General features: G+C 72.6%; 7 protein-coding genes. 5 read left to right on the forward strand and 2 right to left on the reverse strand.

What is annotated here, in order from left to right; genetic code table 11:
- Nucleotides 1–77 precede the first annotated feature (77 nt).
- Nucleotides 78–1,319: a serine/threonine-protein kinase gene (locus ACFQ6S_RS39055; protein WP_383420191.1), complete on the reverse strand. Its 1,242-nt coding sequence runs from the start codon at nt 1,317–1,319 to the stop codon at nt 78–80.
- A gap of 129 nt (nt 1,320–1,448) precedes the next feature.
- Nucleotides 1,449–3,137: a protein kinase gene (locus ACFQ6S_RS39060; protein ID WP_383420193.1), complete on the reverse strand. Its 1,689-nt coding sequence runs from the start codon at nt 3,135–3,137 to the stop codon at nt 1,449–1,451.
- 369 nt (nt 3,138–3,506) lie between these two features.
- On the opposite strand from ACFQ6S_RS39060, the gene ACFQ6S_RS39065 reads away from it, so the two are divergent.
- The 5 genes from ACFQ6S_RS39065 (at nt 3,507) to ACFQ6S_RS39085 (ending at nt 13,255) form a co-directional block, all read left to right on the forward strand.
- The gene (locus ACFQ6S_RS39065; protein WP_383420194.1) at nt 3,507–6,962 is read left to right on the forward strand and encodes an FHA domain-containing protein; all 3,456 of its coding nucleotides are present in this window, start codon (nt 3,507–3,509) and stop codon (nt 6,960–6,962) included.
- 196 nt (nt 6,963–7,158) lie between these two features.
- Entirely contained in the window at nt 7,159–8,535 is a 1,377-nt protein-coding gene (locus ACFQ6S_RS39070) for an ABC transporter substrate-binding protein (protein WP_383420196.1), read from the forward strand.
- 4 nt (nt 8,536–8,539) lie between these two features.
- Nucleotides 8,540–9,886, forward strand: coding sequence for a carbohydrate ABC transporter permease (locus ACFQ6S_RS39075; RefSeq protein ID WP_383420198.1), 1,347 nt, complete (start codon nt 8,540–8,542; stop codon nt 9,884–9,886).
- Between the two features lie 88 nt (nt 9,887–9,974).
- Nucleotides 9,975–10,889, forward strand: a complete 915-nt coding sequence (locus ACFQ6S_RS39080) for a carbohydrate ABC transporter permease (protein ID WP_383420200.1) — start codon at nt 9,975–9,977, stop codon at nt 10,887–10,889.
- A 167-nt stretch (nt 10,890–11,056) separates the two neighbouring features.
- Nucleotides 11,057–13,255 carry a CDP-glycerol glycerophosphotransferase family protein gene (locus ACFQ6S_RS39085; RefSeq protein WP_383420202.1) on the forward strand — a complete coding sequence of 733 codons (2,199 nt, stop codon included), beginning with the start codon at nt 11,057–11,059 and terminating at the stop codon, nt 13,253–13,255.
- Nucleotides 13,256–13,399 lie beyond the last annotated feature (144 nt).

Here is a 13,399-nt window from a genome sequence, read left to right on the forward strand (position 1 = left end):
CTCCGCCAAGCGGCGAGGCCCGGGTGGCCGTGACCCACAGCGCGCCGAGCCCACCAGCGGGTTTGCCGCGGAGTGCCTTACGGCGTCGCCGGCGCCGAGTTGTTCGTGTCCTGGGGCGTCGCCCCCGCGTCGTCCTCCGACGTCGCCAGCCACGCACCCACGCCGGCCGCGGCCACCAGCGCCACCGCCGCCGCCCCCAGCGCCACCCTGCGTCGCCGGGTCGCAGCCCGATGCCGCGCCGACCCCGGCCGCGGCGCCCCCGAAGCCCGCGGCACCCGAGCCGTGCCGCGCGCCCCGCCGGCCAGCTCATCGGGCGCCGGCACCCTCATCGACGTATGCGTGTCCCGGTTGGAGTCGGCCGGCTTCGCCCCCGGCACCAGCGGCACCGCCCCTCGCCGCCGCACCCGCTCCCCCGCCGGCGCCGCTTCCTCCGCGGCCGGGGCCTCGTCCTCCGCAGGCTCCGAGTCCGGTTCGTCCACGTCCAGCGGCGGCATCCCGGCGACCAACGGCAGCAGTTCGCGCAACCGCGCCCCGAGCTCCGAGGCCCGCAGCCGCGAGGCGGGTGCCTTCGCCAGACACTGCACGATCAGCTGCCACAGCTCGTCGGGAATGCCGGGCAGCGGCGCCACCGTCTCCGTGACATGGCGGCGCAGCACCGCGCCGGGGTGGCCGCCGCCGAAGGGGGTGAAGCCCGCCAGCAGCTCGTACAGGACCGTCGCCAGGGCGTAGATGTCGACCGCCGCCCGCGGCGGCAGGCCCTCCACGATCTCCGGCGCCAGGTAGTCCGGCGTGCCGATGATCTTCGTCGCGCGCGTACGGCGAGGTGAGTCGATGAGTTTCGCCACACCGAAGTCCGTCAGCAGGGCGGGGTGGGAGCCGCCCGGACCCAGCGGGCCCTGCATGTCCAGCAGGACGTTCTCCGGCTTCACGTCCCGGTGCACGACCCCGGCCGCGTGCGCCGCCGCCAGCCCGTCCGCGACGTCGGCGACGATCGCCACCGCCGCCTCCGGCGCGAGCCGCCGGTCGCGGTCGAGCCGGGTGCGCAGGTCCGTGCCCCGGACGAGGTCCATGACGAGCGCGAGGTCGTTGCCGTCGACCACCAGGTCGCGTACGGAGACGATGTTCGGGTGCTCAAGGCCGAGCAGCGCCGTGCGCTCCTGCACGAAGCGTCCGACGAGTTCCTGGTCGGACGCGAGATCCTCGCGCAGCAGCTTGATGGCGACGGGTCCGTCGGGCCCCTCGCCCAGCCACACCGTGCCGGCGCTGCCCCGCCCCAGAATCTGGTTGGCGGTGTACCGGCTGCCGATCTTCCGTGCCAAGACTGCTCCTACCGACGCGTTGTGTCGCTAAAACTACGCGCCCGAGGAGCCAACCTTCACTGCGGAGGCGGAAATCACCCGCCAGGTGTCGACAAATAACCAAACTGGCCGACGCCCGCGCGGCCTCGGTCAGTTGGTGCCCGAGCCTCCGCCCGAGCCGCCCAGGTCCCCGATCCACCCGGTCACGGTGGTGAACCAGTCGCTGAGCTGGTCCCAGTAGCCCTTGCCCGTGCCGATCCACTCCTGCAGCGGGCTCAGCTCCCAGACCAGCCAGCCAGCGACGAAGAGGATGACGATCGTGAAGAGGCATCCCTTGAGGCAGCCGAGCCCTGGGATCCGCATCGGGTTGGAGCTGCGCTGGCGCGGCTGACGCGGCTCGCGCTGCGGACGCTGCGGCTCCGGCGCGGGCGGCGGGGCGTACCGCTGAGGCTGCTGCTGCGGCTGGCGCGGCGGGGCGTACGGCTGCGGCTGGTGCTGCTGCGGATGGCCGTAACCCTGCGGCGGGCGGCCCTGCGGGGGTCGCTGCTGGGGCTGCTGCTGCGGCCGGGCCACCTGGCGCTGCGGGCGGCGGCGCAGCGGGTCCTGGTTGGGGTCGAGGTACTGGACCTGGGTCTGCTCGTTGCGGTCCCGGGCGGCCCGCAGCTGGTTCTGCCAGGGGTGCGGGTCCTCGGGGCCGGGCTGACCGGGCTGTCCCGGCGGCACCGGCGGCATCACGGCCGTCGGGTCGGCGGCGCCGTGCCCGCCCGGACCGCCCGTGTTCGGCAGTACGGCCGTGGGGTCCGCGGCGCCCGCCGGGCCGGGGGCGCCGGTGTGCGGCAGGAAGCTGGTCGCGGCGTTCGGGTCGTACGAGCCCGCGCCGTGCGGCAGTACCTGGGTCGGGTCGGCCGAGCCGGGAACGGTGGCCGGCGCCGGGTCCGGGGCGAGCAGCGCGGCGACGCCCTCGGCGGCGCCGATCTGCGCGGAGTTCGCGTGCACGCCGATGCCCTCGGCGACGACGCGCAGGCCGCGGGCGAGGTTCTCGGCGCTGGGCCGTTCGTCGGGGTTCTTGCGCAGGCAGCGTTCTATGACGGTCCACAGCGGGTCGGGGACCGTGGACGGGCGGCGCGGCTCGGCGCTCAGGTGCTGGTGCAGGACCTCCAGGGCGGAGCCGCCGCCGAACGGCGGACGTCCGGTGACCAGCTCGTAGAGGAGGATGCCGGCGCCGTAGATGTCGACGGCGGAGGTCTGCGGGCGGCCCTCGGCGGACTCGGGCGCGACGTACGCGGGCGTGCCGACGAACTCGTGGGTGCGGGTCAGGCCCGGGGAGTCGGCGAGGCGGGCGATGCCGAAGTCGGTCAGCAGCGGGTGCATCTGGCCGCCGTTCTGCTGGAGCAGGACGTTGGCGGGCTTGAGGTCGCGGTGGACGACGCCGTCGGCGTGGCTGGCGGCCAGCGCGTCGGCGATCTGCGCGGTGAGCAGGGCGGCGGCGACCGGGCTGAAGGGGCCGTTCTCGCGCAGGTAGCGGTGCAGGTCGGGGCCCTCGACGAGGTCCATGACCAGGGCCAGCAGCTCACCCTCGACGACCAGGTCACGGACCCGGACGATGTTCGGGTGGGTCAGCCGCAGCAGGACGGACCGCTCGCGCAGGAACCGCATGACGATGTCCGCGTCGCTGGCGAGCTCCTCCTTGAGGACCTTGATCGCGACGGTCTCGCCGGGCTGCCCCGGCACTGCCGCCTCGGCGCCCGCGGTCTCCCGCTGGCGGGCTCGCCAGACGGTCCCCGTGGCGCCGCGACCCAGCGGCTCCTCGAGGAAGTACTTGCTGCCTACCGGCCGCACGTCGCGCTCCCTGCTGCTTGCCTACGTTCCGACCCACTGTAGTGCCGTGCCCCCGGGCACCGGCCTGTCCTCTTTCTGTGCGTCTTACGTATGGCTTCCCGTACATGTTCGAAGGAAAGACGCTCGGCTCTGTCTCGTGGTTGCCGCAAGCGGACGTGACCGATCTCAAGCGGTCGCCGGTAAGTCAACTGTCAGGCACTTTTACGGGCAGAGCCGACCAATCAAGATCACTTGCCTTCGGGCGGGAGGCGCGTTGTCAGTGGCAGGTGCGAGGATGCGTGGAGTACTGGCCGAAGTGCTCGTGTGGGGTGGGGAGATCCATCGGACGGGCCCTGGTCCGCGCCCGCGCAGAAGGGACCGCTGACGCCGATGCAGATCCGGCTGACCGTCGTTGACCCGCTGGCCCAGCCTGCCCCTGCCCGGGGCCGCGCCACGAGCTGCGACGTGCTGGTCACGGCGCCCGCGGGCACCGCCCTGGCCGCGGTGGCCTCGGCGCTCGCCTCGGCGGTGTCCGGGGACGGAGGCACCTCACGCGGGAGCGAAGCCGAGCGCGGGGGAGGCCCGGCCGTGCTGTACGCGGGCACGGAGCGGCTCGACGACCGGCGCAGCACACTCGGCGAGCCCCCGCTGATAGACGGCGCGGTGCTGTCCCTGGGCGCCCCGGCGGCCCCGGAGCCCCATCCCGAGCTGGACGACGCCCCGACCCAGCTCCATGTCGTGGCCGGCCCGGACGCGGGCGGCGTGCACCTTCTGCACGGCGGCGAGATCCGCATCGGCCGCTCCGCCGACGCCGATGTCCCGCTCGACGACCCGGACGTCTCCCGTCTGCACTGCGCCGTCACGGTCGGCGCCGACGGCCGCGTCTCGGTCGCCGACCTCGGCTCGACCAACGGCACGACGCTGGACGGCGCCCGCCTGACCACCCGCCCGGTGCGTTTCACGCCGGGCGCGCTGCTGCGGATCGGCGAGTCGGCTCTGCGGCTGACTCCGGCCGGCGGGCCGGGCGCGCGGGTGCCGACGGAGCCGGACGGGGAGGGGCATGTACGCGTCCCTGCCGGGGGCGAACTTGACGGGGACGATGTCGCCTCGGCGCATGATGACTCGCCGGTGCCCCACGCACGCGTGGCGGACGGCGGCGACTCGGCGGCGCTCCCGGAACACGGTCCGGTCGAGCCGCCCATCGTGCCGCCGCAGGGCGGGGCACCACGGATCGAACGGCACGACGGGTCCGAGCGGCCGCTTCCAGGTCCCCGCGGGGGCGACACCCATGGCGCGGGCCTCGGAGCGGGCATGCTCGGCGCGGGTCACGAAGCCGGGAGTACGGCTTCTCGTTCCTCCGCCGCCGCAGCCGGCGCAGTCCCCGGCAGCAGCCGTAAAGGCACCCCGCTGCGCGGCACCGACGTGCCGCAGGGCGTCCGCAGGCGCGGCGGGCTCACGAAGTGGGCGCGGCGGCTGGCCGGCGGGCGCGCGGAGCACGAGGCGGCCCAGGGTGATGTGTACGACGATGACGAACCGGCCGAGTTCTCCGGGCAGCCCTCGGCGGAGAGCGGTCCCCGGCTGCCGGAGGCGTGGCCCGACCCGGCGTCGCTGCTGCTGACGGCCCTGGGCCCCGGGCCCCGGCTGTGGGAGCGCCCGCCCGGTCATGCGGAGGCGCTCACGGTGCGGCTCGGCACGGCCGACCGGACGGCCCCCGGCGGTTCGGGGCTGCTGCCCGCCGTTCCGGTGACCGCGGATCTGCGGGAGGTCGGGGCGCTGGGGCTGGCCGGTCCGCGCGAGCGGCTCACCGGGCTGGCCCGCGCGGTGATCGCCCAGCTCGCCGCGCTGCACTCCCCCGACGCCCTGGAAGTGGCCCTGATCAGCGTGGACCGCGCCCGTCCTTTGGAGGAGCGGACCGCCGAATGGGCGTGGCTGGGCTGGCTCCCGCATGTCCGCCCCGGCCACGGCCAGGACTGCCGTCTGCTGCTGGCCTACGACCGCGAGCAGGCGTCGGCCCGTACGGATGAGCTGCTGCGGCGTCTGGAGGACATGGCGGCGGAGACCCGGACCGGGGGGACGGACGGCCGGGGGCCTGCACCGGTGGTGCCGGTCGTGCCGGACGGACAGGTTCCGGCTCATCGTGCCGCCCGGCGGCCCTCCTGGGCGCGGGACGACGACCCGGCCGACGGGACGGACGGTTTCCCGGGGCCCTACACGGTGCTCGTCGTGGACGGCGATCCCGGAGGCGCCGATGTGCGGGAGGCGGTGGCCCGGCTGGCGCTGGAGGGGCCGCGCGCCGGGATCCACGTGGTGTGCCTCGCCGAGACGGCTTCGGCGTCGCCCGCGTCCCCGGTGACCGAGACCTACGAGGCCGCGTGCACGGTGTCGCCGACGTTCCGGGAGTGCGGCGCGGTCGCGCTGCTGAGCGGTGATGTGGCGACGGCCCTGCGGCTGATGCGGGTGGCCCGGGGCGGAAGCGCGGAACAGGGCGCCGCCGGCCACGAGCGCGTGGAGGACGGCACGGCCGGGGACGGCACCGCCCAGCCCCGCGACCCCTCCGCCGCCCACGGTCCCGTCGGGCACGGCACCGTCGCCGCGGTGGACGCCGTCTCGCTCGCCTGGGCGGAGCGGTTCGCACGGGCACTGGCGCCATTGCGCACGCAGGGCGTCGGGGAGCGGCACGCGCGCGTGTCGGTCCCGTTGCCCCAGGCGGCACGACTGCTCGACGAGTTGGGGCTGGCACGCGCCACGCCCGCGTCACTGATGGCGCGATGGGCCGACGCGGCCGACGACCCTCAGGCCCTCGGCGGACGGGCGTGCGCCGTGCTCGGGGCCGGGCCGCGCGGGCCGGTCGGCGCGGACCTCGGCGCGGACGGGCCGCATCTGCTGATCGAGGGCCCGCCCGGCAGCGGGCGTACGGAATTGCTGCGGGCCGTCGTCGCCTCCCTCGCGGCGGCCGAGCGGCCGGACCGGCTGGGGGTCGTGCTGATCGACGGCCGGGACAGCGTCGGCGGAGGTGGCGGGCACGGCGACGGGCTGCGGGCGTGCACCGACATACCGCATGTCACCACCCATCTGACCGCCAACGACCCGGTCCGTATGCGGGAGTTCGCCCAGTCGCTCAGCGCCGAGCTGAAGCGTCGGGCCGAGCTGCTCGGGCGGTCCGACTTCACCGAGTGGCATACGGGGCGTGCGCTGTCGGGCCGGATGATCGCGCAACGCACGGCGTCGGCCGGTGCGGGTGCCGGTGATCTCGGCGGGGATCTGGACTCGCCGCCCAGTTCCACCATGCGGCTGCGGCCGGGGTCGGGGCGTCGGCAGGCCGAGGCCGTGCCGCCGCTGCCCCGGCTCGTCGTGGTGGTGGACGACCTGGACGCCCTGGTCTCACCCGCGCTGGGCTCACCGGGCAGGCCGGCCGCGGGTTCGGTGATACGCGCGCTGGAGGCCGTGGCGCGGGAGGGCGAGCGGCTCGGGGTGCATCTCGTGGCCGCCACGGCCGTCGGGGGCCGTACGGCGGAGTCGGAGCCGGCGCGCCGGGCGACCTTGCGGGTGACGCTGGACGCGGTGGCGGCGGGCCCGGACGAACCGGCGCCGGGGCGCGGTCGGCTGACCTGGGCGGACGGGCGAGTGCTGCCGTTCCAGGGCGGGCGGGTGACGGGGCGTATCCCGCGGACGGCGACCTTGCGGCCGACGGTGGTGCCGTTGGAGTGGCACCGGATGGGCGATCCGCCGGCCCGGCGGCAGGTGCGGGAGCTGGGGAACGGGCCTACGGATCTGGCGTTGCTGGCCAGTGCGGTGGAGAGGGCGGCACGGGAGGTTTCGGCCACGGAGGTTCCGTCTCTGCTGTGAGCCGGGGTGGTGCCGGGACGGGGCTCGGTCGAGAGGCCAGCCTGGAAGAGCGCGTCGCGTGCTCCCTGGTCACGAGGCCATCACGATCCCCCGCTTGACACCGGACGCGGTCTTGCCGCCCCCCATGGCAAGGCGTAGACCAGATCGCACGGGACAGCGCTCGAACGTTCGACGAGGCACGAAGAACGGGGCAGTGATGCGCAGCACGAGCAGCAAGAACCGGACGAGCAGGGCCGCAAGGACCGCGGCGGCCGTATTCGCGGGCGCCCTCGCACTCTCACTCACCGCGTGCGGTGGCGACGACGACAGCGGCAACGAACAGGGCGGATCCGGCCAGGAGACCGCGAGCACCGTCACCCTTCCCAAGCTGAACGGCGAGACCCTCGAGGTCGCCGCCGTATGGACCGGTGCCGAGCAGGAGAACTTCAAGAAGGTCCTCGCGGAGTTCGAGAAGCGCACCGGTGCCAAGGTCACCTTCGTGCCCGCGCAGGACCCGATCATCAACTTCCTCGGTTCCAAGGTCGCGGGCGGCCAGCCGCCGGACATCGCGATGCTCCCGCAGCCCGGCGCGATCAAGCAGGCCGTCGAGAAGAAGTGGGCCAAGCCCCTCGGCGCGGACACGGTCAAGGAGTTGCAGGAGAACTACTCGGCGGGCTGGCAGGACATCGGCAAGGTCGACAACAAGCAGTACGGCGTCTACTACAAGGCCGCCAACAAGTCCCTGATCTGGTACAACGCGCAGGTCTTCGAGAACGCGGGGGCCACCGAGCCCAAGACGTGGGACGAGCTGCTCACCACCGCCCAGACGGTCTACGACTCCGGTGTCACGCCGTTCTCCGTGGGCGGCGCGGAGGGCTGGACCCTCACCGACTGGTTCGAGAACATCTACCTCTCCCAGGCGGGTCCGCAGAAGTACGACCAGTTGGCCAAGCACGAGATCAAGTGGACCGACGCGTCCGTGAAGGACGCGCTCACCACGCTCGCCCAGGTGTGGGGCAAGAAGGACTACGTGGCGGGCGGCGCGTCCGGCGCCCTCCAGACGGACTTCCCGGCCTCGGTCACACAGGTCTTCACCGGCGGCGACCAGCCGAAGGCCGCCATGGTCTACGAGGGCGACTTCGCGCAGGTCAACATCACGCAGGCGAAGGCGGCGGTGGGCACGGACGCCAAGGTGTTCCCGTTCCCGTCCGTCGGTGAAACCGCACCGGTCGTCTCCGGCGGCGACGCGGCCGTCATCCTCCAGGACTCCGAGGCCGCGCAGGCCCTGGCCACCTTCCTCGCCTCCCCGGACGCGGCGACGATCCAGGCGAAGCTCGGCGGATACCTCTCGCCGAACAAGAACGTGGCGAACTCCGCGTACCCGAACGAGGTGCAGCGAAAGATCGCCAAGGCCCTGATCGACTCGGGTGACGACTTCCGCTTCGACATGTCCGACCAGGCCCCGCAGGCCTTCGGCGGCACCCCTGGCAAGGGCGAGTGGAAGGCGCTGCAGGACTTCCTGAAGAACCCGAAGGACATCGCGGGCACCCAGCAGAAGCTGGAGGCCGACGCGGCCGCGGCGTACGGAAACTGACGCCATGGCCTCCGCGGAAGCGGCAGGGGGCACCGCGCCCCCTGCCGCACCCAAGTCGCGCAAGAGCGTGACCGGCACCCGCAGGACGGCGGCGGTGCTCTTCCTGCTGCCCGCTCTGGTGCTGCTCGGCGCGCTCGTGGTGTACCCGATCGGGTACTCGCTGATCCGCAGCTTCTACGACCAGTCCGGCGACGGCTTCGCCGGGTTCGACAACTACCAGGCCCTGTTCACGGACGACGGCATCCGCACCGCCTTGAAGAACAACGTCATCTGGGTGGTGTTCGCGCCGACCGTCGCCACCGCGCTCGGTCTGATATTCGCGGTGCTGACCGAACGGGTGCGCTGGGGCACGGCGTTCAAGCTGGTCGTCTTCATGCCGATGGCGATCTCGATGCTGGCGGCGGGCATCATCTTCCGGCTCGTCTACGACCAGGACCCGGACAAGGGCGTGGCGAACGCGGTGTGGGTGGGCGTCCATGACACGTTCGCGCAGGCGTCCGCGTTCCCCAAGGCCCACCCGGGCCGCGAGTCGCCGCTCGAATCGGCACCGGGCGGCGCCTTCATCACCAAGGCCACCGTCAGCGCCGGTACCCCGGTCACCCTGCCCCTGGTCGGTGTCGCCCCCGACCAGATGCCGGGCGGCGCCAAGACGGCCGTAGCGGCGAAGGCCGAGCCGGACAAGGTCACCGGCACCACCTGGCAGGACTTCACCCGCGGCAAGGGCGTCGGCACCCTCGGCGGGGTCGACGCGGCCGAGCTGGGCTATCCCGGGATGAAGATCGAGGCCGTCAAGGACGGCAAGGTCGTGGCCTCCACCAAGGCGGCCGACGACGGCACGTTCACCCTGCCGGCCGCCGCGGACGGGGCCCAGCTGAGGCTTCCGGGAGACAACTTCAAGGAGCCGTACAACGGCCTGGACTGGCTCGGCCCGTCCCTCGTCACGCCGTCCATCATCGGGTCGTACATCTGGATGTGGGCGGGATTCGCGATGGTGCTGATCGCGGCCGGGCTCGCGGGCATCCCGCGCGATCTGCTGGAGGCGGCCCGGGTCGACGGCGCCAATGAGTGGCAGGTGTTCCGCCGGGTCACGGTGCCGCTGCTCGCGCCCGTCCTCGCGGTCGTCACCGTCACCCTGATGATCAACGTGCTGAAGATCTTCGACCTGGTCTTCATCATCGCCCCGGGCTCCTCCCAGGACGACGCGAACGTCCTGGCGCTGGAGCTGTACCGCAAGGGCTTCTCCGAGGACCAGCCGGGCATCGCGAGCGCGATCTCTGTGTTCCTGCTGCTCTTGGTCATTCCCGTGATGTGGTTCAACATCCGTCGGCTCAGGCGGGAGGGCAGGCGATGAACATGCACCTGACCATCTGCTGGGGGTCCGGGGGCCATCCCCCGGAAATGAGCAGTAGCGTTCGTCGACTCAGGCGGGAGGTGCGGCGATGAGTGCGGACGCCGGCAGGCTCACCAAGGCGGCGCCCGAGCCGCTCACCGTCGTCAAGGGCGAGCAGTCCCTCGGCGGCCGGATCGCCTCCTTCGTCAGCGGCGGGCTGGTGCGGGTGTTCCTCATCGTCGTGGGCCTGTTCTGGCTGGTCCCGACGATCGGACTGCTGCTGTCGTCGCTCCGGCCGCCGGACGAGATGACCGCGAGCGGCTGGTGGGAGGTCTTCAGCAAGCCCTCCCAACTCACCTTCGAGAGCTACGACAAGCTGCTCGGCAACAGCGACATCACCAACTCGATCCTCAACACGGTGCTGATCACGGTCCCGGCGACGGTCCTCGTCGTCGTCATCGGCTCGCTCGCAGGGTACGCGTTCGCGTGGATGGAGTTCCCGGGCCGCGACTGGTGGTTCCTCGGCGTGGTCGGTCTGCTGGTCGTGCCGGTGCAGGTGGCGCTGATCCCGATCGCGGAACTCTTCGGGAACATCGGCATCTTCGGGTCCCTGATCGGCGTGATCCTCTTCCACGTCGGCTTCGGGCTGCCGTTCGCGGTGTTCCTGCTGCGCAACTTCTTCGCGGAGATCCCGAGGGAGCTGCTGGAGGCGGCCCGGCTGGACGGCGCCGGTGAACTGCGGCTGTTCTTCCGCGTCGTGATGCCGCTGGGCGGTCCGGCGATCGCCGCGCTCGGCATCTTCCAGTTCCTGTGGGTGTGGAACGACATGCTGGTCGCGCTGATCTTCACGGATGCCGACAGCCAGCCGATCACGGTCGCCCTGCAGACGCAGGTACGGCAGTTCGGCAACAACATCGACATCCTGGCGCCCGGCGCGTTCATCTCCATGGTGATCCCGCTGGTCGTGTTCTTCGCGTTCCAGCGGCAGTTCGTGTCCGGCGTGATGGCGGGCGCGGTCAAGTAGCGCGACAGGCACGACATGTCCGAGGGGGCGAACCGACATCGGTTCGCCCCCAGTCGTTCACTTAACGTCCCCCGTACGCCTTATGCACCGTAACCAAGTCACTCCATTGGCCGTTCCCGACAAGGCGCTGTCGCCGCCATCACCCCGGCCGACCCAGTGGAAGTCTCTTGCCCAGGTTCAGTGTCATTGTCCCCGTGTACAAGGTGCAGGCGTATCTGCACGAGTGCCTGGAATCGGTGCTCACCCAGTCGTACCCCGATCTCGAACTGATCGCCGTCGACGACCACTCGCCGGACGCGTGCGGCGCGATCATCGACGAGTTCGCGGCCCGCGATCCTCGCGTGCGCCCCGTGCACCTCACCGAGAACGGGGGCCTGGGACCCGCCCGCAACGCCGGTATGGCCGAGGCCACCGGCGACTACCTGATCTTCCTCGACAGCGACGACGCCCTCGCCCCCGACGCCCTGCACGCGATCGCCGACCGGCTGAAGGAGACCGGCGAGCCGGACGTCCTGGTCTACGACCACGCGCGCATCCACTGGACCGGTGAGACGGTCCGCAACCAGGCCTCCGAGCGGCTCACCGAACAGGGCCCGGCCCCCTTCCGGCTGGCGGACCGTCCGCAGTTGCTGCGGGTGCTGCTGGTCGCCTGGAACAAGGCGTACCGGCGGGAGTTCGTCGAGGAGAAGGGCTTCGCCTTCCCGTCCGGCTGCTACGAGGACACGCCCTGGACGTACCCGGTCCTCATGACGGCGGAGTCGATCGCGACCCTGGACCAGGTGTGCGTGCACTACCGGCAACGGCGCCGGGGCGGCCTCCTCGGCACGGTCGGCCCGCAGCACTTCGACATCTTCGAGCAGTACGACCGCCTCTTCGCCTATGTCGCCGACCACCCCGAACTCACCCGCTGGCGCCCGCTGTTGTTCCGCCGGATGGTCGACCACCTGGTGGTGGTGTTCGCCCGCCACGACCGCCTCCCGCGCCGCAGCCGCGCCGCCTTCCTGCGCAAGGCCCGCGTCCACTACCGCCGTCACCACGCCCCGGGCGTCGCCGTCCCGGCACGCGCCCGCATCCACTACGCCCTGATCCGCCTGAGTATGCACCGCACTTACCACGCCCTGCAGTGGGCGTCGGCCCTCATCCGTCGTAGCGCCAAGGTCACCGGCCGCCTGCTGAAGTCCCTCCGCTCCGGCGTCCTGCGGCTGCACTACCGCCTCCAGCGCTGCCTCCCCGTGCGGGGCGACCGCGCCGTCTTCGCCGCGCACGGCGTCCGGGGCCACGGCTGCCATCCGGGCGCCCTGGAGCGGGCGTTCCGCGCACACGCCCCGCACATCCGCACGGCCTGGATCGCGGAGAGCGAGCGGCACCCGGCGGACACCCGACGGCTGCGCCCCGGCACGGCCGCCTACTGGACGGCCCTCGCGCGCTCCAAGTACCTGGTGCACAACACCGACTTCGACCGCCGTCTGATCAAACGCCACGGCCAGGTCATGGTGCGGACCGGGCAGGGCACCCCGCTCAAGCACATGGGCCTGGACCTGCGCGAACGTCCCGCGGCGGCGCGCGAGAGGGACGTCGAGGAGATCCTCGGCAACGTCGACAGGTGGGACTACGTCCTGTCCGCCAACCGCCACTCCACCCTGACCTGGGAGCGGGTGTATCCGGGCGAGTACACGACCCTGGAGTACGGCAGCCCGCGCAACGACGTCTTCCAGCGGGCGACTTCCGCCGACGTGAGGCGGATCCGCGAGCGGCTCGGCATCCCCGAGGGCTCGGTCGTGATCCTCTACGCCCCCACCCACCGCGACTACCGCCGCAGCCAGCGCACCACCCTCGACCTGCATCGCGTCCAGCGCCGGCTGGGCCCGCGCCACGTCATCCTGGCCCGCGCCCACCACCGCCACGGCGGCCCGCTCGTCGACGACCCGTCCGACCGGGTCATCGACGTCACCGATCACCCGAGCGTCGAGTCGCTGTGCCTCGCCGCGGACGCCCTGGTCACCGACTACTCGTCGATCATGTTCGACTACGCCAACCTGGACCGGCCGATCGTCATCCACGCCGACGACCGGGAGGCCTACGAGGCGGCCCGGGGCACCTACTTCGATCTGCGCTCGTTCCCGCCGGGCGCGGTCTCGCGGGGCGAGGACGAACTGATCGACATCTTCTCCACCGGCCACTGGCGCGGCTCGCGTTCCGCCCAGCTGAGGGCGGCGTTCCGCGAGCGCTTCTGCCGGTACGACGACGGCGGCGCCGCCGAGCGGGTCGTACGCCATGTGGTGCTGGGCGAGACCTGCCGCCCCTGCGTCGTACCGCTGGACAAGCGCCACCCGGTGCCCGGCGCTCCGCTGGGAGAACCGTCATGAAGCCGCACGTCGATGCGGCCACGCACCCGTCACGGGGCGCAACGTCACGGCCCACCCCGACCCGGCCGCCCAACTGGCGTCCCGCCGGGCGGCCGGGTCGCTGTCGCGCCCGCTGAGGCTCACTCGATGAGGTGATGCGAGGCA

The sequence above is a fragment of the Streptomyces sp. NPDC056479 genome (genome assembly GCF_042795335.1).
GTDB lineage: Bacteria > Actinomycetota > Actinomycetes > Streptomycetales > Streptomycetaceae > Streptomyces.

Coding starts and splice junctions, on each gene's coding strand:
- ACFQ6S_RS39065 (WP_383420194.1), top strand. CDS start 3,507: ATGCAGATCCGGCTGACCGTCGTTGACCCGCTGGCCCAGCCTGCCCCT.
- ACFQ6S_RS39070 (WP_383420196.1), top strand. CDS start 7,159: ATGCGCAGCACGAGCAGCAAGAACCGGACGAGCAGGGCCGCAAGGACC.
- ACFQ6S_RS39075 (WP_383420198.1), top strand. CDS start 8,540: ATGGCCTCCGCGGAAGCGGCAGGGGGCACCGCGCCCCCTGCCGCACCC.
- ACFQ6S_RS39080 (WP_383420200.1), top strand. CDS start 9,975: ATGAGTGCGGACGCCGGCAGGCTCACCAAGGCGGCGCCCGAGCCGCTC.